This window comes from Candidatus Palauibacter polyketidifaciens (assembly GCF_947581785.1).
Lineage (GTDB): Bacteria > Gemmatimonadota > Gemmatimonadetes > Palauibacterales > Palauibacteraceae > Palauibacter > Palauibacter polyketidifaciens.
Window position 1 is genome coordinate 1 of record NZ_CANPVO010000042.1, and the last position, 20,985, is coordinate 20,985.

A 20,985-nucleotide genomic window follows, 5' to 3' on the forward strand; every position below is an offset into this window, starting at 1 on the left:
GACCCGGTGCGGATGCCGGTCCGGCTGCTCCACCCACTGGCGCTCGACCATCGCCTGGTAGCGGGCGCGCTGTTCCGCCTCGCTGGCGGCGTGGTGCCGCGCTCCGAGGACCGCGACCACGCCGAGGGCGATGACGAGCCCCAGCAGGAAGACGACGTACCGGTCCTCACGGACCGCACCCACCTGCCGGCGGGCGACAAGCAACGTGTTGCGGGGACCCGCTCTCCATGAACTCATTTGTTCGATCCTACCGTCCGACGAAGAGGGAGCTGGTCGTGAGCGTCACGGCCAGCGTTCTGGGATCGCCCGGGATGTTCCCGGCACGGGCGGCGAAGAGCGAGGCCGTCGCATAGCTCGTATCGAACACGTTGTTGACGGCGACCCTGAGGTCGAAGCGTCCGATCAGGCGGACGTCGGCCGCAAGATCCACGACCGTGAACGCAGGCGCCCGGATCCCCGCGAACGGCTGCTCGCGCTCGCCGACATACGTGAGCCCGAGCGCCAGCCCCACATCGCCCCGCACCGCGTAACGGGACGATAGCCCGGCGGAGTGGCGCGCGGAATTCGGCCACGGCTTCCCGACGTTGTCCGGTGCATCGTCATCCCGGAGGATCTCCGAATCGAGCAGGGCGTAGTTCGCGGCGATGCTCAACCGGTCGCCCAGCGTGCCCGCGAGGTCCACTTCCATCCCGCGGCTGCGAACCTCGCCCGTGGCGAAGGCGGCCGAATAGTTGTTTCCGGTCGGCCCGTACGCCGGGTCCGGCCGCAGCACGTTCGTCTTGTGGATCTGAAAGACCGAGGCCATCAGCATCAGGCGCCTCCCGAGGAGATCGGCCTTCGCACCGGCCTCGACCTGGCGGCTGCGCGACGGGTCGAAGGGTCCGTTCGCCGAGGGAACCTGGTGCGCGAAGTCGGCCCGGGAGAAACCGTTCGCCGCGTTCGTGTAGAGCGACAGCCGCTCGCTCGGCTTGAAGACGAGGCCCAGCCGGCCGGTGAATGCCGCCGCGTCCGCGCTGCCGGACTCGCCGACGACCGTTCCCTCGTCCTCATACCGGTCGTAGCGCCCGCCGGCGGCCAGGACCCAGCGCGAGCCGAAGTACATCTGGTCCTGCACGAAGACCCCGTACCGGCGCGACAGCACCTCCTGCTCCGAGTAGTCGTCGGGTCCGAGCCCGTAACTCGACGCCACGCCCCCGTTGTAGACCGGCGAGAACAGATCCAGATCGGGCACGGGCCCGCCGCGGCCGCTCTGCCGCGCCCGCGCGTAGCGGAAGAGCCAGTCCTGTTGGGTAATCTCCACCCCTCCCAGAAGGGCGTGCGTCCCGGCGCCCGGCACCTCGACCCGCCCGTGGAGGTTCGCGGTGGCGCTCCAGTCATCGTTGGAACGGAACTGATCGCGGAACTCGCGCTGCATGCTGCGGCCATCGTCAAGGATCCCGCGGGGTTCGTGATAGTTCTCGGCCCGATCGTAGCCCAGCACCCTGAAGGTGCCGTCCACGGACAGCCCGTCCTCGGCCGCATGGCTCACCGAAGCCTGGAATACCGTGGCGTCCATCCGGGTGAAGTCGGTCGGCTCGGTCGTGCTCCAGTCCCGCGAGGTCAGGAAGGTACCATCGGGGTCGACGGGAATCCCGCGCAGGCGGTGTCCCGTCAGATCCTGGTCGATCCTCTCCAGTTCCAGGTCGACCCGCGTGCGCGCCGAGGGGAGCCAGGCGAGTCCCGCGGCCAGGTGCAGGTCGCGAAAGCCCGCGTTGTGGCGAAAGCTGTCCTTCTCCTCGAAGAACGCGGCCCCCCGGTAGAGAAGCCGGCGGGCACCCGTGAACGGACCGGTGGCTTCCATGGTCCCGCCGCGCTGGGCGTACGAGCCGCCGAGCAGAGACGCCCGAAATTCCGCCGACTCCTGCGGTTTCTTCGTCACATAGTTGATCACGCCGCCCGGCTCGGCCGAACCGTAGAGCACCGACGCCGGACCCTTGACGATCTCGACCCGCTCCACGTTGGTCAGTCGTCCCACGCTGGTGCTGAAGCCGGTGTCCTCGCCGCCGTCGAGGCTCCCGTACGGGTTGCCCCGCACCCCGTTGAAGAGGATTTCGCGCTGCTGGAAACCACGCAGGTTCATCTCGGAGTACGGATGGTCCACCAATCCGCTCACGCTCCGGTAGAGATCCTCGAACTGGGTCGCGCCCTGGTCCTCGATGAACTTTCGGGACAGGACCTGCACCGACTGCGGAACGTCCATGAGCCGGGCCGGGATGCGCGTGCCGACGGTACCGAACTCCTGCCGGTAGGACCGGGTCGCCTGGACCTCGATCGGTGGCATGTCGAAGAGCGCGTTGGAGACGGCGACTGCCACGTCCACTGCACTGCCGGAAGGGACGTCCACCGACACCGGGTCGGCCCGGTGCACTCCTTCCACGACCAGCGTCCGGGCCCCGGCCGGGACGGACGCGATGACGAAACGGCCCTCGGCGTCGCTCAGCGCGACGCGATCCGTTCCGGCGACGCGGAACTGCACGAACGGTACGAGCGAGCCGTCGTCGACCGACCGCGCGACGCCCGTGATGGACCCGGTCTGCTGGGCCGCCACCGGTGCGGCGGCGAGGACGACGAAAGCAGGGACAAGCGCCGACAGTGCGGCGAATATGCGATTCTTCACGTTGAGTGACCTCTGACTGTCTACGTGTATCGGTTGGACGCGTACGAGATCGGCGCGACCGGTCTCGCCCGCGTTCGGTGGAACGACTGTTCGGCTACAGCAACGGCTGTTCGGCTACAGGGACGGGAGCGGCGGGGCGCGGCTGCGGTGGAGGGCGAGATGAGCTGGGCCCGCGTCCCGCCGGTGCTCGGGAGGCGCGAGAATCCGCACCGGAACGGGCCCGGCGGCGCACGGCGCCCCAGAGACGACCACCGGTCGGGCGTTGTGAACCAGTTCGCATACCGAACAGGGGGCCGGCTCCTCGCCGGCATCGTCGTGCGTATGCGTACCCTCCGCGGCCGCTACGAGGAGGAGCGAGACCGCGACCGAAACCCCGGTCAGCAGGCGCATGTAGGTGCGGGGGTTCAGTTTGCGCCCCGCACGCGGCCGCCGAGCCTCAACTCGCGCCTCGAACCCGTCCGAGCCCGACCCCCGCGCCCGCACCCACCAGGATGAGGAGTCCGCCCAAGACCGTGAGGGGAACGGCGGCGCGGCGCGTGACCTCGCCGGACGCCTCGTCCGCGAGACGGAACTGCGGTGCGCGGGAATAGGCGCCGGCGTCCATCTGCTCGCCGGCGACGATCGCGGGCACGAAGAAGTCCCGCCACCGCTCGGCGAAGGCCCGTACCTGCGACTGGAAGCCGGCAAACCTCGCGTCCCCCGTCCCCGCCGCATCGAGGAGCACCTCCTGGGCCATGAGCGCCGGCGACAGGAAGCGGTAGCGGCGCACCAGCGCGATCTGTTCCGCCCGGCTGGCATCGTGTTCGGCCGTCACCTCCTCCAGGCGACGGTTGACGGCGTCGGTCGCGGCCCACGCCAGCGCCCCCAGGCCGGGTTCGTCGGCCACCACGCCCTCGGCCATTTCGGGATGGTCCTCCAGGTACCGGGCGAGGAGTTCGCTGCGGCGGTTCACGGCATCGTTCGACGCCTCGCGCTGGGCGGTGATCATCTGCACGCGCGACGGCAGCGGGTGCAGGAGTCCGGCCGCGATGTTGATCCCGGCCGGGAGGACGACGACCAGCACCAGCCACGCGCCCACCAGCACCGTGGCGTTCCAGGCGGAGGACCGCCTAAGGCTGTTCACCCACGCTGCGAGCACGAACCAGAAGAGCGCGTACGCGACGACCGCTGCGCACCAGAGGAGGATCCGGCCGGGCGCGCCGAAGTCGCCCGCGACGAGGATCCCGGCCAGCGAGACCGCGAGCACCATGCCCACGACCAGGAGGGCGCGGAAGGCGAGCTTCGCCGCCACGACGCCCCGCGCCGACACCGGCTGCGAAAGGGTCAGAGCCAGCGTCCCCTGCTCGCGCTCCTCCGAGAGAACGTTGAAGCTCAGGGCCAGTACGAGCAGCGGCAGCAGGTACACGACGACGAAGGCCAGATCGAAGCGCCCGACCATCAGGTTGAGGGGACTCTCGACCTCGCCGTTCTGATGGAACGACGACTCGTTCGTGTAGATGTTGACGTCGTAGTAGTACGGCAGCAGGTCGCTCTGCCCGACGGCCAGGGCCGTCAGAGGCCCCGGCGTCAGCACCGCGGTGTGGCGGCCCCGGCGCCCGCCCAGCACGTTCGGGAGCCGCGGATCCGAGAAGGGGGAAGCCGGCTCCGCGCCGTTCTCAATGTCGGTCAGTTCCTGCTCGATCGCGAGGGCGCGCTCGACGTTTCCCGCCTGCGCGACCTCCACGGTGCTCTCCTGAAAACGCGTCCAGACCACGCCGTTGGCCAGCGCGTAGACCAGCAGGAGCGCGAAAAGCCCGAGCGCGAGCCGGAGCGGTCGGTCCGCCATGAGCAGGCGCCACTCGTTCCGGATGACGGTGCGCGCGGTCATCCTAGGCCACCTCCGCGCGCCGCACGCGCGCCGCGGCGATCAGGATCGTTCCCGCGAGCCATCCCCCGAGGACGACGAGCGACAGGATCCGGTTGCCCAGCACCCAGCCCAGCGTCGGAGCGTCGTACCGCAGCGGCGGGGTCGACTCCCAGAGTTCGGATCCGGCCTGGTAGGAGAAATCGCCGCTGCGGGAGTTCTCGGTGAGGTCGCCGTTCATCCGCCGCATCAGGTCCCGGCGGTACGTCTCCGCGGCGCTCGCGAAGTGTCGGTGCTGCTCGACATCGGTTCCGGCCAGTCCCATGGAAAGCGCGCGCACCGCAAGCAGAGGAGCCGCCACCGCGACCAGCTCGTGGACGACGCCCTGGCGCTCGAACGTATCCCAGAGTGCGCCGTAGTTGCGGTCGAAGATCCGGTTGCCGAACTCCTCGCTCTCCTGGAGGTAGGCACCCACGTCGTTGATCGGCAGATCCTCCACCCGCTCGACTCCGTACTGCGCCATGAGGCGTTCGGCCAGCGCAGCCCGGTCCGGAGGGATGATGTCCTCCGTGCCGGTGGCCATCTCCCGTTCCACGGTCTGAGCGAACTCGAGGGCGGAGGGCGTGGGGTGCATCCACTTCGACAGGTCCACCGCCACGCGCGGCGCCACGAGCCCGTTCACCACCCACACGCCCAGGAGGATCACCAGCGCGGTGCGCGTCGAGCGGGCCCAGGCGGAGACGGCCAGGGAAAGCGCCACGAAGGCGGCGAAATAGACCAGATATACGACGGCCAGGACCGCGGCCCGGGCCACCGGGGATGCCGCCGGACCCGGACTCCCGACCACGAGGGCCGCCGCCCCCACGGCCGCCGCCGGCACGAGGAGCAGCCCCAGCGCGCCTGCGATGCCCAGCGCCTTTCCCAGTGCGAGATCGCGCCGCCCGACCCCGGTCGCGAGCAGTTGACGAAGCGTGCCCCGTTCACGCTCGCCGGCGAGCGCGCCGAACGTCAGCAGGATGATGAGCAGGGGCACGAGGTGCTGCAGCACCTGCGCCGCCGTGAGCGCCCCGACGCGCTGGGCCGACGTCGCGTCCTGAGCGGGGCGCAGCAGGAAGTCGTTCTGCCGGTGCGCCTCGAGCCACACCGATGTTCCGGTGTAGGGGTCCACGCCCTCGTCCACGAAGGACAGCGCGAGGCGCGGCTTGAACGCATAGATGCCGTAGTGGGCCGCGGAGTGGGGGTTCTTCTCGCCCTGTGACTCCCAGTGATCGCGGGCCGTCGCCTGTGCGGCCGCGTGCTCCCGCTGCGCCTCCCGCGCCTGGACCCACCCGTGGCCCAGGGAGACGAGCAGCAGCGTTCCCACCAGGACGGAGCACCACCGGAAACGGCCGTCCCGGAGTACATCTGTGAATTCCTTGCGGACGATATGACGGATGCTGTGCCTGATCATCTACGCCTCCCAGTCGTGCTAGTCGTGCATGTGTTCCAGGTAGACGCGCTCGAGATCCGCGTGGCCGATCTCGTCCGTGCCCAGCTCCGTGACGAGGCTTCCGTAGCGCATGATGCCCACACGCGTTCCGGTCTCCTTGGCGCGAAACAGGTCGTGCGTCGCCATGAGCACCGCGACGCCGTCATTCCTGAGCCGCTCGATCAGGGCCGAGAACTCGTTGGAGGCCTTGGGGTCGAGACCCGAGGTCGGCTCGTCGAGCAGAAGGGCGTCGGCTTCCTTGGCCATCGCGATCGCGATCCCGACCTTCTGCCGCATGCCCTTGGAGTACTCGGACACGCGCCGGTCGACCGCGTCGCGCTCCAGGCCGGCTTCGACGAGGATGTCGGCGAGGCGTTCCCGCCCCAGCGACCCCTTCCCGCCCAGGGCGGCGAAGTACTCGAGGTTCTCGAGCCCGCTGAGGTTGCGGTACAGCATCACCTGTTCCGGGATGTAGGCGAGCCGGCGCTTCGTCTCGCGGTCGTGGGTCGACACGTCCATGCCGGACACCAGGGCCTGGCCTCCGGAGGGCGGCACGAAGCCCAGGAAAAGGTTGATCGTCGTGGTCTTCCCCGCCCCGTTGGGGCCGAGGAGGCAGTAGACCTCTCCCGGCTCGATGGCCAGGTCGAGTGAATCGAGGGCCTGCGTGGCACCATAGCGCTTGCTGAGCCCGCGGGCCTCGAGAAGGGGCGGTTGTCCCGCTCCCGATTCGGCGGTCTGCATGGATCTCCATCTCTCGCGTTGGCCGCGCCGTCACCGGCGCGGGCGACAAGTCTCCTGCCGGTCTCCGGACCGGCAGTGCGGCTTCGCTACAGACTTTCGCTACAGAGAGATGGGAAGCGGAGGAGCCCGGCTACGGTGGGGGGAGAGATGGGCGGCCCGGGCATTCAGCCGGTGCCCCCGAAGCGCCGGAGCCGGCACGAGACGCGGTTCGATGACGGTCGGCGTCGCCGAGGACACCACGGGGTCCGCCTTGTGCGCCAGTTCGCAGATCGAACACGCCGCCGGGGAATCGGCCGCGTCGTCGTGTGAATGCGTACCCTCCGCGAGGCCGACGACGACGAGCGAAAGGGCGACCAGGACTCCGGACAGCAAGCGCATGCGGCGCCTGGATCGTCCGGCATCGACCTGGTTTGCCATGGCTCCCCTTCCGTCCCGCGGATCGGCGCGCCGGACCGCCCGAGAGCGGCCGCGGCGGCGGCACCTTAGAGAACGCGCGGCACCCGGTCAACGTTGAGCCGCGGGCACCCGCGCGGCACGCGCTGGCGGACGCTCAGCCGCCGAGAGTGCCCGCTTCAGATCGGCCTCCAGGTCCTCACAGGCCTCGATCCCCACGGACAACCGGAGCAGTCCCTCGCCGATCCCCGCCGCCCGGCGGGCGGGTTCATCCATCGACGCGTGCGTCATCGTCCAGGGGTGCGCGACCAGGCTCTCGACGCCACCCAGCGACTCGGCCAGGGCGAAGTACTCGAGCACGTCCACGAAGGCGTCCACCGCCGCCCGTCCGCCGCGCAGTTCGAACGAAACGAGGCTGCCCCACCCCGTCTGCTGCCGCCGCGCGATATCGTGCCCCGGGTGATCGGGCAGGCTCGGGTGATAGACGCGCGTGACGACGTCGCTGCGGTCCAGCAGATCCACGATGCGGAGCGCGTTCGCCTCGTGCATGCAGCTGCGCGCGTGGAGGGTCCGCATTCCCCTGAGCGTCAGATACGAGTCGAACGGAGCCCCCGACACACCCATGACGTTGGTCCACCAGGCGATTTCTTCGAGCAGATCCTCATCCGCGGCGACCACCGCCCCGCCCACCACGTCTCCGTGGCCGTTCAGGAACTTCGTCGTCGAGTGCACGACGAGATCGGCGCCGAACTCCAACGGGCGCTGGTTGACGGGCGAGAGGAAGGTGTTGTCGGCCACGCAGATCGCCCCGATGTCGCGCGCCACTCGCACCCACGCGGCGATGTCGGTGATCCGCAGGCGTGGGTTGCTGGGCGTCTCGATCCAGATCATCCGGGGCCGGAGTCGGCGCGCGAGTTCGAGCGATGCGGACTCCCACGGGTCGATGAACTCGACGCGATACCCGCCACGGTTCGCCTCGGCGGAGAAGAGGCGGTGGCTGCCTCCGTAGCAGTCGCGAGGCGCCAGGAGCAGATCGCCCGCTGAAAGCAGGCGCGTCGACACGGCGATGGCCGACATTCCTGACGACGTGATCACGGCACCGCACCCTCCCTCGAGTTCGGCGATCGTTTCGGCCGCGAGATCCCGCGTCGGGTTGGCTGTGCGGGTGTAGTCGTACTTCGCGTATACGCCCGGCGCGTCGAAGACGAAGTTCGTGGAGAGATGGATCGGTGGCATGACCGCCCGATGGGCGGTGTCGACGCCAAGCCCCGCCCGCACAGCGCGTGTGACGGGGGACGAGGCAACGCGAGCGGCAGAGCGGTGGGTCATGGTGACCTCTCCGAGTCTCGAGTGTACCTCATCGGACTCCGGAGATTCGACACCCTGTGACTGCGGCTACCGCCCCGAAGGGCGGCGGGCGGTTCATCTTCACGGTGGAAGCGAGTCCACCGCAGGAGTTGGCACCTTTGCGGGAATGCCACTTCCCGCAGGTTGCCCCGGCGTCAACGGGCCTGTCCCTCAGCCGGTCTCGATGAGTTGTCGTGCGGGCAGTTTTACGGGAGTGGCCATCGGATGTCAACTAATACGGCGTCCTGTCCCGCTTCCGGGTCCAGCGCTCGAAAGCGTCCCGCGCCCCGTCGGAACGGATCGCACGAGCGGGACGATCCGGCGCTCCTCGGGCGGTCGCAGGCGGCCAACCAACACTTTTGATACACCCAACCATCGGTTTTGACATTGTCGAGAGCCTCACGTGGCTTTCGGTTTTTTCCCTCGTGTGAACCGATCCAGGTCAGGCGTGGATCGTAAGGCGACGGCGGAGAGCAGACGCACGGGGACATGCGACGACCACGGGCCAGATCATACAAGGGCTTGATCGCCATCTGCTGCACGGCGTGGATCGCGGCGAACGGGCGCGTGTCCGCACAGGCGGGCCGCCTGGTGCTAACCGAATCCGGCAGGCACGTAATGCCCGGGCACATCCTCGTTCGCGGCGGCGCGCTGTCTCCGCGAGGGGATGCCAGCCTGTTCTGGAGTGGCGATACGGTCTGGGTCGCATCGACGCGCCACGCCGAGGCACGCGCCGTGTGCCCCGAGAGGATCCGCGCGCCGCTCGGAGCGGCGTTCGTGAGCACCCCGGCGGCGGGAGGAGCGCCCGTCATCGAGATCATCGACGGGGGCATGGCGGGGGCGGATGAGCCGCGGATCATCCGCTTCTCCGATGACCAATGCCGCGCGACCGCCTGGACCGGCCCCGACCCGAGCCTGCCCGCTGCTCGTGACGCGGCCGGCTGGGTGTCCGCCAGCGGGACGGACCGCGGCGGGTCCGACGGAATCCCGACGACGCGGGTCTCGCTCGTGAGGGACGGCGGCACACCCTTCTCCGCGTCGAGCGTGGATCTGCCGATCGCCTGGTCCGACAGCGTGGCCATCTCCGTGTCGAGCGGGCCAAACGGCATCATCGTCTCGTCCCGCCAATTTCCGTTCGCATGGTCGGCCGCGGCGGACGGCAGCGACCGCACACCGGCGGGGCGTATCCCCGCCGGCAACGAAACTTACTACGCGAGCGACCCGTGGATCGGCACGGGCGTGTTCGCCCTCGACTCCGGCTTCGTCCAGGTGCTCGCCGATCTCGCTTCGGACCGGCGTCACCTCGTCTTCTACGACTCATCGGGCGCGTTCAGGCGCCGACGGGTCATCGACGTGCCATTCGGGATTCTCGACACCTCTCCGTACCGGCGGCAATTGCTGGCCGTCCGCCGGACGGACCGCGTCGAGATCCTCACCTACGAATGGACTTGGCAGCCACCCCGGGCCAGGGATTGAACCCGAAACGAAGGAGCGGAACATGCTGACGAAGAAGATCTCGAACTGGATGATCGCCGGCGCGATCATCCTCGGCGTCGCAGCTCTGACGCCGGACACCGTCCAAGCACAGTGGTGTGAGACGTGCGATTCCTTGACGGCTGAGTGTACATCTGACGGTCCGTATCTCAACGACTCGTGCTATAGCGGCGAATGGGGGGGCATTTCGTTTTGTGTTTCGTGGGGCCGCCTGTGGTGTGATCCTCGCATCACGCGCGCCCAGTCCACATCCGTCGGTGCGGACGGCGCGCTCGTGCGAGAGCGAACATTCGCATCGGTAACCTCCGACGCACCCGGGACACCGCAGTCGACGTTCCAACACGTTCGTGACTGCAAGAACCGCATCGTAGCGAGAGCCTACAGTGCGGATGAGGCGGAGGACATGCGTCGCCGGACGGAGTCGATCGTCATCTGAGGCCGCTCGGGCGTTGCCGATGATCGGAGGAAACCGAGGCCCGGGGCTTCTTCCGATCATCGGTGGCTCAGAGTACGGATAGGAGATCGGATCATGATCAAAGCGGTGCTTGCCGCTGTGGCGGTCTTCGCCGCAGCCGAGGGCCTCCCGGCCCAGGAACGTCGCGACACGCTCGTCGCGGTCTCCCGCCTGGCGGTCCCCGACAGTGTGCCCCTCACGTACATTGAGCAGTTGGTTCACGCCGCGGACGGGTCGACGTTCATGCTCGATGCCCGGACGGAGGGCGTGTTGGCGTTCGGCGCGGACGGGGCGTTCCGGCAGCGAATCGGTCGGCGGGGCGAAGGGCCGGGCGAATTGCTTTCGCCGTGGCGTCTCGGGCTGCTGGGGCGCGACACGCTGTGGGTCGCGGATGCGCGGCGCCGCGTCAACCTCTACGATGCTTCGACCGGGGAGAGTCTGGCGGACTTTGGCCCGGCCACATGGGATGCCGCAACGGCGGGTGGCGAGATCGTGCGACCGTTCGCGGCGCTGGCGGACCACAGCATCATGGCCTTCAGGTGGGCGGAGACGGACGCGCTGGCGGAGGTGCTCGCATTTCGCGTCGAGCGGGGGGGCGCTCCAGAAGGCGCTCCGCTTGCGCTTCTGGAGCTTCGGGACCGATCCGTCGCGGCCCCGGTGCCAACGGGAGACGGCAGCCTGCGATTGCGCAATCCGTTTTCTCACAGCGATATGATCGCCGTGGGGCCTGGCGGGCGGCGCGTCGCGGTCATCCGGCGTCCGACGCCAGCGGGCTCGCCAGCGTTTTTCGTCGCGGAGCGGCACGACGTGTTGCGAGGTATCGTGGACACCGTTCAGGTGTCGTACGAGCCGCGCCCCCTCGACGCCGGCGAGATCCGGGCGTGGGCGGAAGATCTCGAGGCCGTGGAGCGGGTGGTCGAACTCGGCGCGTTCCCCAGCCGCGCGGCGGCGGTCGGCGCGGTGATGGAGGCGCTCGACGCGCCCGGCCACTACCCGCCGGTCGAGAATCGCGGGCGGGGCATCATCGACGAGGGTGTGATCATGGACCCGAACGGCGACATGTGGTTTCAGATTCACGACCCGTCCGGTCGGTCGAACGAGTGGATCGTCATCTCCGGGGAGGGTCGCGCGGGCGAGGTGTCGACTGTGGCGGCCCCCGAGGATGCCCGGCTGCTCGCCGTGAGCGGAGACCGGGTGTGGGCAGAGGTGCGCGATGCGTTCGACGTGCCCGCGGTTCAGGTACTACGGGTCAGGCGCGCCGGCGGATGACCGCATGATTCGTTACGCCGGTGTCCGCACGGCCCTCGCCGCGAGCCTCGCGTTGGCCCTGCTTGCGCCCATGGTTACCGCGCAGGAGCCCGGCGCGCGGCTGACGGGGATCCTTCTGTCGGAGGGCGACGGTGCGCCGGTGGACGGGGCGGTCGTGTCCGTCGACGGTCCCGACGGCGTTGTCGTGTGGGAGACGCTGTCCAACTCGAGCGGCGCGTTCAGCCTGCCGCTGCCGCCTCCGGGCACGTACCGCGTGCGGGTGTCGCGCATCGGCTACGAGTCGTGGACCTCCGGCCCGGTCCGCATCGACTCCGCCCAAGCGACCGGCCCCTTGCGCCTCGAGGTCCCGGTGCGGGCGGTGCCGCTCCCGGAACTGATGGTCACGGAGCAGACCGACTGTCCCACCACGCCCGAGGAGCGGCGGCGTGCGTTCGAACTTTACGAATCGGTTCTCCCCGCCCTCGTCTCGATGTCGGCCGAAGAGGTCTTCGACTCTCTGGTCGTTCGGCTGGATCGACCGGTCAGGGTGTGGAGACGCGGCAGCTTCCGATATGTGCAGGACACAGTAACGGTTGTCGTGCCGAAGGCCCTGAACAACGCGGCGCCGACACACCTCGAGGCGTTCGGGTACGCGGAGGCGGTCAACGACTCAACCACCACCTTCTACGCCCCTGACGGAGAAGCGCTGGCGTCGCCGGGCTTCCTCGCGACGCATTGCCTCAGCACCACGAAGGCAGAGGATGAGGTCACCGCGGGGCTGTCCTTCCAGCCCAGGCTCGACCGCGATGTGGTCGATGTCCAGGGCGTCCTGTGGATCGATACGGTCGCCGTTGAACCGCAGAAGTTGGAGTTTAGGTATACCTCCTTGCGTCCGTTCTTGCGGAGATACCTGCTGCCGAACCTGGAGAGTCATGTACTATCGCGGCGCCAGGAGGAACTGGGGCGTCGCGTCAGGTTCCACGCGATCGAGTTGATCGAGTCGGACTACGGCGGCGCCCTCCACTTCGAGCGAATCGAAGGTGGTGGGTGGCTTGTGCGCGAGTGGAGGATCGTTCGCCCACGCCTTGCCATCTTCTTTCGTAGCGACGTCGTCCTCGGAGCGTACGTCCAGCCGAAGGCTGTTCCGCTAACGCACAGCGGCAGAATCCTCGCGATCTTCCGGTCGCAGCGGGACAAAGGTGGACGTTGACCGCGCCCGCATCCATCGGCGCGGCCTTCGTCGCGAGCTTCGCGCTGGGCCTGCTTGCGCCCGCGGTCGCCGCTCAGGAGCCCGTCGCGCGGCTGACGGGCATCCTCATGTCCGAGGGCGACGGCGCCCCGGTGGACGGGGCAGTCGTGTCGGTCGATGGTCCCGACGGCGTCGTCGTCTGGGAGACGCTGTCGAACGCCAGCGGCGCGTTCAGCCTGCCGCTGCCGCCGCCGGGCAGTTACCGCGTGCGGGTGTCGCGCATCGGCTACGAGTCTTGGATCTCCGGCCCGGTCCGCATCGACTCCGCGCAGGCGTCCGGCCCGCTGCGCCTTGAGGTCCCGGTGCGGCCGGTGCCGCTCCCGGAACTGATGGTCACGGAGCAGACCGATTGTCTGACGACGCCCGACGAGCGGCGGCGGGCGTTCGCACTCTACGAGTCCGTCCTTCCGATCCTGGACTCAATGGCCACCGCCGAGACTCACGACTCTCTGCTTGTGCGGCTGGAACGGCCGATCAGGATTTGGAATCGCGGCAGGTTCCGCCGTGCACGGGACACCGTCACCGTCATGGTGTCGGAGGCGCTCCCCAACGCGTCGCCGAGACATCTGGAGACGTACGGGTACGGCGACATAGTTGGTGATTCGATGACCACCTTCTACGCCCCGGACGGTGCCGCGCTGGCGTCGCCGGGGTTCCTCGCGACGCACTGCTTGAGCACAGCCGAGGTCGGGACCGGGGCCGAGGTCGCGGCGCTGGCGTTCGAGCCGAGGCCCGGCCGGGAGGTCGTCGACGTCAAGGGCGTGCTGTGGATCGACACGGTGGCCAACGAACCGCGGGAACTGGCGTTCAACTACACGTCGCTGCGGCCGTTCCTCCGGCGATACCTGGTTCCGCCGCTGCGGGACTACCACGAAAGTCCTACCGCCCGCCGCACCAGGGTTGGCACCATCGGCGTCGAGGAGTCTCGTTTCGGGGGACAACTTCGCTTCGAGCGTGTTGCCGGTGATCGTTGGCTGATCCGCGAGTGGCGGATGCTCAGACCGCGCCTCGCGTCTCGCACTTTCTCGGCCCCGCGCACGGGGACCACCGTCTTGCCCCTCGCAGTGCCCGTCGAGTACAGTGGAGAGGTGCTTGCGTTGTTCCGCCGCACCGACCGTTCTCCTCAATGACCGGCGTTGCGGACTATACGCATGGAAAGCCGCAATGACCGCGATTGCCGTTGACGGTTCGGCCATAATCGTCATGATAACCGATCTGACAATAGATGAACCTCATTTAGCCAGGAATATTATAAATCGGAATAAGAACAGGCTGAAATCCAACAATTGAAAATCTGCCAGTATAGTTGACGCCGAACTCGAGGTTTCCCTGATTTACGCGCTGAGGCCTCTATAACAGTCCCGGCATACCGAAAAGCTCCTGGTTCACGCGAAACGCTTATGACTTCCGAATTAACCCCACTGCGGCGCCATGCTTCGCTTGTGGAAGACCCCGGCCGATGGCTGATCCTCGATGGGAGGATTGCCCGCCCCGGTCGCCCTCTTCGGAGTTCGGGGAGATTCGAATGATCAACATCGTTGCGGATTCCTCGTACGACGCCGCATCTATCGAGAATGCAGTCGATGGTCCGGCCCGCATCGTCACCGATATCGGCAGCCTGGCAAGCGATGACGTCGGCGTCGGCTGTCTGATTCTGGGGTGCCGCGCGCGGAACCTGGCACGGTGGGTCGGGCCGTTGGAGAAGATCAGGGCTGACTGGCCCGGAGTCCCCGTCATCGTGGTCACGGATCCCGACCCCGAGGTCGCTATCCAGCTAGGCGGCATCGCAGTGTCCGCCGTCGTGTGGCTTGAGGATCTCCCGAACATGCTCCACTCCGCCATCCAGGCCGCGTGCGCAGAGGATCACGGGCTCCGCCTGGCCCGGGACGTCGAGGAATCGACCCTGTCTCCGTCCCTTCGCTCGGCCCTGGGGCACGGCCTGAGGGCGGCGACTACGGACCGGCCGGTTCGCAGCGTGCGGGAGTGGGCGTCCGCCGTTCGCTACTCTCACGTCACGCTGTCTCAGGAGTTTCGGAAGAGTGTCGCGGGACGCACGACCCTCGCCCGGTTCCTTCGCGCGCTCGTGATTCTCCGGGCCCACGAGCTGCGGTCGTCCGGTCTTGTCTGGGACCGCGTGGCCGGACGTCTGTGGATCCCCCGACCTACGCTCCACCGCCAGTCGATGAGGTGGCCGGGGCGGACGCTCGCTGAGCTGGCAGCCACATCCCGCCAACACCTGCTCGCACAGTTCGCGTGCGATTTTGCGCGTCCGCTCCTGGCCGAGCGGACCGGAGCCAGTCGGCGGGCGAGAACCGGTTAGTACGGCGTCTTGTCCTGTGTTCGGGTCCAGCGCTCGAAGGCGTCCCCCGCCCTGGCGGCGGGGATCCGCACAAGCGAGACGATCCGGCGCTTCTCGGGCGGCAGTGAGAACTCGTCGTAGATGTCTTCGTCGCTGAACCGGATGCGCGCCGCGTCCTCACGGGTGTTTGCGTAGTACACGCGGCGAATCCGGCTCCAGTAGATCGCTCCCAGGCACATCGGGCACGGTTCGCAGCTCGCGTAGATCTCGCAGCCACCGAGATCGAACGTGCCCAGCAGCTCGCAGGCCTTTCGAATCGCCCGGATTTCGGCGTGGGCCGTGGGATCGTTGTCCAGCGTGACCCGGTTCGTCCCCTCCGCTACGATCTCGCCGTCCTTCACGACGACGGCGCCGAACGGCCCGCCGCCCTCCTCCACGCTGCGCTCGGACAGGTCGATGGCCCGCTGCATGAATTTCATGAATTCGTCATCCATCGCGACGCTCGTTTCGCCAGGGCGTGTGCGCTCGACTCCGGCCGGCCGCCATACGGCGGTCGACTCCCGGAGCACTCCCCGAATATACTCAGCCGGTCCCGTCCCCGGCTTTCGGCAGGGGGCCCCTCGTTCCCTAACCCCGCGGCGAGCACGATTGACGAACTCGAAGAGTGTTGGTCCGCCCCGGCGGCGTCCGCGAGATCTCACGGTCGACCTCGGGCTCATGGCGACCGCGATCATCTGGGGCATCAACTTCTCCGTTGTGAAGGTCGTCCTGCGCGAATTCGAGCCGCTTGCGTTCAACGCCCTCCGCTTCCCCTTCGCGGCGCTGGCGGTCTGGTTCCTCCTCCGGGCCACGGGGCGCCCGGTTCTCCCTCCGCGGAGCGAGTGGGTGCGGATCCTGGGACTCGGTGTGGTGGGACATGTGATCTTCCAGGCCACGTTCATCTACGGGATCGATCTGACGCTGACCGGGAACGCCGCGCTGCTCCTTTCCACGAGTCCCGTGTGGGTGCTCCTGATCGCGTCCGCGCTCGGGCGGGAGCGGTTCAGCCCCGCGATCCTCCTGGGCGTCGTCGCGACTCTCGCCGGGATGGCGATCCTCATCACGGGCGGTACGCAGGAGGTCGGAGGCGCCGGCATCGGCGATCTGCTCGTCCTCGGGGCCGCCCTCTCCTGGGCGTCCTTCACCGTCTTCGGGCGGCGCATCACGAAGCGCCGCGGGGCGCTGGAGGTGACGGCGTGGACGCTCTGGGCCGCCCTTCCCGTCATCGTCGGCATGGGGATCCCGGATCTGATGCGCGTCGACTGGAGTTCGATCCCCGTGGGGATATGGTTCGCGACGGCCTACACGGGCGTCTTCGGGATCGCCATTGCCTACCTGCTCTGGTCGCGGGGCATGAAGACGATCGGACAGAGCCGGACGGCGGTGTACCAGAACCTCGTCCCGGTGATCGCGCTGGCAACGGCGTGGATGTGGCTGGAAGAGACGCCCACGGTGCAGCAACTGGCGGGCGCCGCCGTCATTCTCTCCGGCATCGCGGTGGCGCGCGGCCTCGCCGGGCGTGGGCGCCGACGCGCGCCGTGATTGCACGGGACGGAACCCCGGCGCCCGGAGCGACGCGAACGGATAACCGGGCGTAGCGGCCGCGGCCGGCAGACTCGCGGCGGTATCCGGCGGCGGCCTACCTTGGACCCCATGTCCGACCAGCGCAGCGTAGCCGGGATCGTGTTGGCCGCCGGGTCTTCGACCCGCATGGGGCGCAACAAGCTCCTGCTGCGCGTGGGCGGGGAGACGCTCGTGCGCCACGCCGTCCGCGTCGCGGGTGAGGCCGGCCTCGACCCGGTCATCCTCGTTACGGGACGCTTCCGCGACGCAGTCGAACGGGAGGTCGAGGACCTCGCCTGCGCACCGGTGTTCAATCCCGACCACGAGACGGGTATCCAGACGTCCGTGGCCTGCGGGGTCGCCGCGGCGCCGGCGGCGTGCGGGGCCGCCCTCGTGATGCTCCCCGACATGCCCTTCGTGACCGCGCGCATGGTGCGCACGCTGGTGGAACGCCGCGCGGAGACCGGCGCACCGCTCATCGTGTCCCGCTACGGGGGCGAGGTCAATGCGCCGCCGATCCTCTACGGCCGCAGCCTGTTCGGCGAGATCTCCCGCATGCGGGCGGGGTGCGGGCGGGAAGTCGTTCGACGGCACCACGACCGGGCGTCTCTGGTGGATTGGCCGGCTGACCGGCTGAGAGACCTCGACCGGCCGGACGAATACGAGTCCGTGCGGCGGGAACTCTCGGGGGCCGGCTCCCGCTCCGGGGACGTGCCGTGAATCGCAGCCTGCTCGATCTCGCCGCGCGGCTGACTTCCGAGCGCCAGCCCTACGCGCTCGCCACGGTCGTGCGGAGCGAGCGCCCCACGAGCGGCAAGCCGGGCAACATGGCGCTGATCTCGGCGGACGGCGTCATGCATGGCTGGATCGGCGGCAGTTGCACCCGTTCGGAGGTGGTCCGCCACGCGCTGGAGACGCTGGATCAGGGGGAGCCCAGGCTCCTCGCCTTCGGGTCGAGTCCCGGACGCCCGGACGATCTCGTCCCCGTGCCCATGTCCTGCAGCAGCGGAGGGAAGGTGGAAGTGCACGTGAACCCGGTTCTTCCGGCTCCCGTCCTCATCGTGGCGGGGCGTTCGCCCGTCGCCCTCGCGCTGGTGCGCCTCGGCGGCGCGATGGGATATGCGACCGTGGCCGAGGCTTCAGAAGAGGCTGCCGAAGGTGAGGCGCTGGCGGCAGCGGCCGACGAGGTCGTGGACGATCTGGCGGCGACCGCGGCGCACTACGCCGAACGACCCCGCGGCTGGAAGCTGTACGGGGTCGTCGCCACCATGGGACGGCGAGACGAGCGCTCGCTCGCGGAGTTGGCGGCGGCCGCCCCGGACTACCTGGGCGTGATCGCCTCCCCCACCCGGATGGAGTCCGTGCGCCGCGTCCTGGCCGCGCACGGACTCGACGAGGCCGAGATCGCGCGAGTTCGGGGGCCCGCCGGGCTGAATATCGGCGCCGAGAGTCCGGAAGAGATCGCCGTCAGCATCCTCGCCGAAATCGTCCAACTCGAGGCGCAACCGAAGGAATCGGGGGCGGTCGGATCCGGTGACGCCGCCGCGGAAGATGCGGCGACCGCGGCGCGAGCCGAGGACCAGGCGACCGATCCCGTGTGCGGCATGACCGTCCCGGTGGCGGGTTCTCCGTCCTCGGTCTTCGAGGGGGAACCCGTCTACTTCTGCTGCGAGGGCTGCCGAGCCCGATTCGAAGCCTCGCCGGAGGCGTACCTCCAGGAAGAAACGACGAGGGGGTGAAATTGAAGACCGTACTGAAGGTCGCCGCACACGTCGTGGTGATCGCATTGCTTTACTTGATGTTCTCGTTCTCGTTGTTCCTCGGACTGCAGGTCAATACGACCTACGGGAACATCGGCATGGTCGTATCGATCGGTGCCATCATCGCCTACGTCCTTCTGGTTCGTCACCGACGGCCCGTGCGGGTGACCATGGAGGATGAAGGCCCATGAGAATCGAAGAAGGGTTCACGATTGACGCGCCGGCCGACGAGGTGTGGGCGATCCTCTCCGACCCCCGGCAGCTCTCGCAACTCCTGCCCGGGGCGGAAATCACGGAGCGGATCGACGATACGACCTGGGACGGCGCCATGACGGTCAAGGTCGGACCCCTCGTCGCCGCCTATACCGGGACCGTATCCTTCATACTGAACGAAGAAGAGCGATCCGCGGTCATCCGCGCGCTGGGCCAGGGCAAGGCCGGCATGGGCACCGCCGAGATGACGATGAACAGCCGGGTGGCGGCGCTCGCCGATGGCGGATCCGAGGTGACGATGGCGTCCAAGGTGACCGTCACCGGGATCCTCGCACAGCTCGGCCGCGGCATGACTCAGGTCGTCTCCAGGAAGATGCTACAGGAGTTCGTCGGACGACTCACCAACGCGCTTGAGAACCGGGCAAAGGAGGCAGGGCCATGATCCCCCCGCAGTTCGACTACCACGCGCCGGGCGGACTGGACGAAGCGCTCGGCCTGCTCGGTGAGCTCGACGACGCGAAGGTGATGTCGGGCGGGCAGAGCCTCCTCCCGATGATGAAGCTTCGCCTCGCTTCTCCCGCGAACATCATCGACATCAGCCGCATCTCCGGGCTCGATACGATCGAGGAGCGGGACGGCTTCCTCCGCATCGGCGCGCTCGTGACCGAGACGCAGCTCGAGGAATCCGCGGCCGTCGCGGAGCGCTATCCGATCCTGCTCGACACCGCCCGCGTGATCGCCGACCCGCTCGTGCGCAACCGCGCCACGGTGTGCGGCAACATCGCCCACGGCGACCCCGCGAACGACCACCCGGCGACGATGCTCGCGCTGCGCGCCCACGTCGTCGCCACCGGACCGAATGGCGAGCGCACGATCGACATCGACGACTTCTTCCATGGCCTCTTCATGACCGCCCTGGGGGAGGACGAGATCCTTACCGAACTCCATATCCCGGTGCCGCCGGCCGGCAGCGGCGGCGCCTACGTGAAGCTGGAGCGCAAGGTGGGCGACTACGCCGTGGCCGGCGTTGCCGTGCAACTCACGCTGGACGACGACGGGGTGGTGACGAAGGCCGGCGTCGGGCTCACGAACCTGGGCTTCGCCCCCATCCGCGCGACGGCCGCCGAAGAGACGCTTCTCGGCGCGGACTTCGTTCCGGCGGGCGGGCTGCGCGGCGCCATCGAGAGGGTCCGCGACGCGATCACGAAGGCCCCCGACGCGGACGAGGTCATCGCGGCCGCCGCGCAGGCCGCCGCCGACATGACCGAACCGGTGGAGGACCGGCGCGGCTCCGTCGAATACAAGAGGAACATGGCTCGCGTGCTCACGGCGAGGGCCATCCGCAAGGCGCTCGCGCGCGCCGGGGCCGGAGGGTAGAGCGATGGCGACACATCAGATCAGCGTCACCGTGAACGGCGAGGCGCAGGCGGCCGAGGTCGAGGCGCGCATGCTGCTCGTCCACCTGATCCGCGACGAACTGAGGCTCACCGGCACCCACATCGGCTGCGACACGACCCACTGCGGCGCCTGTACCGTGTTGCTCGACGGGCAGCCGACGAAATCGTGCACCGTCCTCGCCGTGCAGGCCGACGGGGCCGAGATCGCGACCGTCGAGGGGCTCGCCGGCGCCGACGGCATGCACGCGCTGCAGGAGGGCTTCTGGGAGAAGCACGGCCTCCAGTGCGGCTTCTGCACGCCCGGCATGCTGATGACCGGCGCGGCCCTCCTCGAGGCGAACCCGAACCCGAGCGAGGCCGAGATCCGCGAGGCGATCTCCGGCAATCTCTGCCGCTGCACCGGCTACGTGAACATCGTGAAGGCGGTGCAGTACGCCGCCGAGAAGATGGGCGCCGCCGCCGAAACCGCGAACGCCGCGACCGACGGGGAGGACAGCTGATGGCACCGAAGACTTCCGCCGACATCTGCGGCATGGGGCACTCCATGAAGCGCAAGGAGGATCCGCGCTTCCTGCAGGGCAAAGGCAACTACATCGACGACATCGTCCTCCCCGACATGCTGTGGCTCGACATCGTCCGCAGCCCGATCGCCTACGGGAAGATCAAGAGCATCGACTCGAGCAAGGCGCTGGAAGTCCCCGGCGTGCTCGCCGTCCTCACCGGCAAGGACCTCGAGGCGTACAATTTGCACTGGATGCCGACGCTGATGTCGGACACCCAGATGGTGCTCCCCACGGACACCGTCATGTACCAGGCGCAGG

20 protein-coding genes, 2 pseudogenes and 1 riboswitch are annotated in these 20,985 nt (G+C 68.5%); of the genes and pseudogenes, 14 read left to right on the forward strand and 8 right to left on the reverse strand.

The window, feature by feature from the left end:
* From RN729_RS11615 to metB, 7 genes and pseudogenes are all read right to left on the reverse strand, one after another.
* Positions 1 to 237, reverse strand: a pseudogene (locus RN729_RS11615) (hypothetical protein); the annotation flags it as partial.
* Positions 238 to 247: 10 nt separating this feature from the next.
* Positions 248 to 2,656 carry a TonB-dependent receptor gene (locus tag RN729_RS11620; protein WP_310784962.1) on the reverse strand — a complete coding sequence of 803 codons (2,409 nt, stop codon included), beginning with the start codon at positions 2,654 to 2,656 and terminating at the stop codon, positions 248 to 250.
* A gap of 436 nt (positions 2,657 to 3,092) precedes the next feature.
* A complete protein-coding gene (locus RN729_RS11625; protein WP_310784965.1) occupies positions 3,093 to 4,523 on the reverse strand; it encodes a DUF3526 domain-containing protein in 1,431 nt (476 codons plus the stop codon).
* Position 4,524: 1 nt separating this feature from the next.
* Positions 4,525 to 5,949 (reverse strand): ABC transporter permease subunit, encoded by a 1,425-nt coding sequence (locus tag RN729_RS11630; protein WP_310784967.1) that lies wholly within the window; start codon positions 5,947 to 5,949, stop codon positions 4,525 to 4,527.
* Between the two features lie 18 nt (positions 5,950 to 5,967).
* Positions 5,968 to 6,708 carry an ABC transporter ATP-binding protein gene (locus tag RN729_RS11635; protein ID WP_310784969.1) on the reverse strand — a complete coding sequence of 247 codons (741 nt, stop codon included), beginning with the start codon at positions 6,706 to 6,708 and terminating at the stop codon, positions 5,968 to 5,970.
* 99 nt (positions 6,709 to 6,807) lie between these two features.
* The gene (locus RN729_RS11640; protein WP_310784971.1) at positions 6,808 to 7,125 is read right to left on the reverse strand and encodes a hypothetical protein; all 318 of its coding nucleotides are present in this window, start codon (positions 7,123 to 7,125) and stop codon (positions 6,808 to 6,810) included.
* Between the two features lie 87 nt (positions 7,126 to 7,212).
* Entirely contained in the window at positions 7,213 to 8,430 is a 1,218-nt protein-coding gene (metB, locus tag RN729_RS11645; RefSeq protein WP_310784973.1) for a cystathionine gamma-synthase, read from the reverse strand.
* Between the two features lie 90 nt (positions 8,431 to 8,520).
* Positions 8,521 to 8,639, reverse strand: a riboswitch (SAM riboswitch).
* A 331-nt stretch (positions 8,640 to 8,970) separates the two neighbouring features.
* Between metB and RN729_RS11650 the strand changes: the two genes are divergently transcribed.
* From RN729_RS11650 to RN729_RS11675, 6 genes are all read left to right on the forward strand, one after another.
* The gene (locus RN729_RS11650) at positions 8,971 to 9,924 is read left to right on the forward strand and encodes a hypothetical protein (RefSeq protein WP_310784975.1); all 954 of its coding nucleotides are present in this window, start codon (positions 8,971 to 8,973) and stop codon (positions 9,922 to 9,924) included.
* 22 nt (positions 9,925 to 9,946) lie between these two features.
* Positions 9,947 to 10,378: a hypothetical protein gene (locus tag RN729_RS11655; protein WP_310784978.1), complete on the forward strand. Its 432-nt coding sequence runs from the start codon at positions 9,947 to 9,949 to the stop codon at positions 10,376 to 10,378.
* 93 nt (positions 10,379 to 10,471) lie between these two features.
* On the forward strand, positions 10,472 to 11,665 hold the full coding sequence (locus RN729_RS11660; protein ID WP_310784980.1) for a 6-bladed beta-propeller: 1,194 nt from the start codon (positions 10,472 to 10,474) through the stop codon (positions 11,663 to 11,665).
* Between the two features lie 4 nt (positions 11,666 to 11,669).
* A complete protein-coding gene (locus RN729_RS11665) occupies positions 11,670 to 12,854 on the forward strand; it encodes a carboxypeptidase-like regulatory domain-containing protein (protein ID WP_310784982.1) in 1,185 nt (394 codons plus the stop codon).
* Positions 12,851 to 14,023, forward strand: a complete 1,173-nt coding sequence (locus RN729_RS11670) for a carboxypeptidase-like regulatory domain-containing protein (RefSeq protein WP_310784984.1) — start codon at positions 12,851 to 12,853, stop codon at positions 14,021 to 14,023. The genes RN729_RS11665 and RN729_RS11670 overlap by 4 nt, the downstream gene beginning before the upstream one ends.
* A gap of 395 nt (positions 14,024 to 14,418) precedes the next feature.
* Complete coding sequence (locus tag RN729_RS11675) at positions 14,419 to 15,213, forward strand: hypothetical protein (protein ID WP_310784986.1); 795 nt, start codon at positions 14,419 to 14,421, stop codon at positions 15,211 to 15,213.
* On the opposite strand, the gene RN729_RS11680 is transcribed toward RN729_RS11675, so the two are convergent.
* A complete protein-coding gene (locus tag RN729_RS11680) occupies positions 15,210 to 15,671 on the reverse strand; it encodes a nucleoside deaminase (RefSeq protein WP_310784988.1) in 462 nt (153 codons plus the stop codon). The two genes, RN729_RS11675 and RN729_RS11680, sit on opposite strands and share 4 nt — an antisense overlap.
* Positions 15,672 to 15,840: 169 nt before the next feature.
* Between RN729_RS11680 and RN729_RS11685 the strand changes: the two genes are divergently transcribed.
* From RN729_RS11685 to RN729_RS11720, 8 genes and pseudogenes are all read left to right on the forward strand, one after another.
* The gene (locus RN729_RS11685; protein WP_310784989.1) at positions 15,841 to 16,773 is read left to right on the forward strand and encodes an EamA family transporter; all 933 of its coding nucleotides are present in this window, start codon (positions 15,841 to 15,843) and stop codon (positions 16,771 to 16,773) included.
* 111 nt (positions 16,774 to 16,884) lie between these two features.
* A complete protein-coding gene (locus RN729_RS11690; protein ID WP_310785002.1) occupies positions 16,885 to 17,514 on the forward strand; it encodes a nucleotidyltransferase family protein in 630 nt (209 codons plus the stop codon).
* The gene (locus RN729_RS11695) at positions 17,511 to 18,533 is read left to right on the forward strand and encodes an XdhC family protein (protein ID WP_310784991.1); all 1,023 of its coding nucleotides are present in this window, start codon (positions 17,511 to 17,513) and stop codon (positions 18,531 to 18,533) included. The genes RN729_RS11690 and RN729_RS11695 overlap by 4 nt, the downstream gene beginning before the upstream one ends.
* Positions 18,534 to 18,535: 2 nt before the next feature.
* Positions 18,536 to 18,745, forward strand: a complete 210-nt coding sequence (locus RN729_RS11700; protein ID WP_310784993.1) for a hypothetical protein — start codon at positions 18,536 to 18,538, stop codon at positions 18,743 to 18,745.
* Positions 18,742 to 19,209 (forward strand): SRPBCC family protein, encoded by a 468-nt coding sequence (locus tag RN729_RS11705; RefSeq protein ID WP_310784995.1) that lies wholly within the window; start codon positions 18,742 to 18,744, stop codon positions 19,207 to 19,209. Before RN729_RS11700 ends, RN729_RS11705 begins: the two co-directional genes overlap by 4 nt.
* The gene (locus RN729_RS11710) at positions 19,206 to 20,144 is read left to right on the forward strand and encodes a xanthine dehydrogenase family protein subunit M (RefSeq protein WP_310784997.1); all 939 of its coding nucleotides are present in this window, start codon (positions 19,206 to 19,208) and stop codon (positions 20,142 to 20,144) included. The genes RN729_RS11705 and RN729_RS11710 overlap by 4 nt, the downstream gene beginning before the upstream one ends.
* Positions 20,145 to 20,148: 4 nt before the next feature.
* Positions 20,149 to 20,664, forward strand: a complete 516-nt coding sequence (locus RN729_RS11715; protein ID WP_310784999.1) for a 2Fe-2S iron-sulfur cluster-binding protein — start codon at positions 20,149 to 20,151, stop codon at positions 20,662 to 20,664.
* A pseudogene (locus tag RN729_RS11720) lies at positions 20,664 to 20,985 on the forward strand (carbon monoxide dehydrogenase); the annotation flags it as partial. The gene RN729_RS11715 and the pseudogene RN729_RS11720, both read left to right, overlap by 1 nt.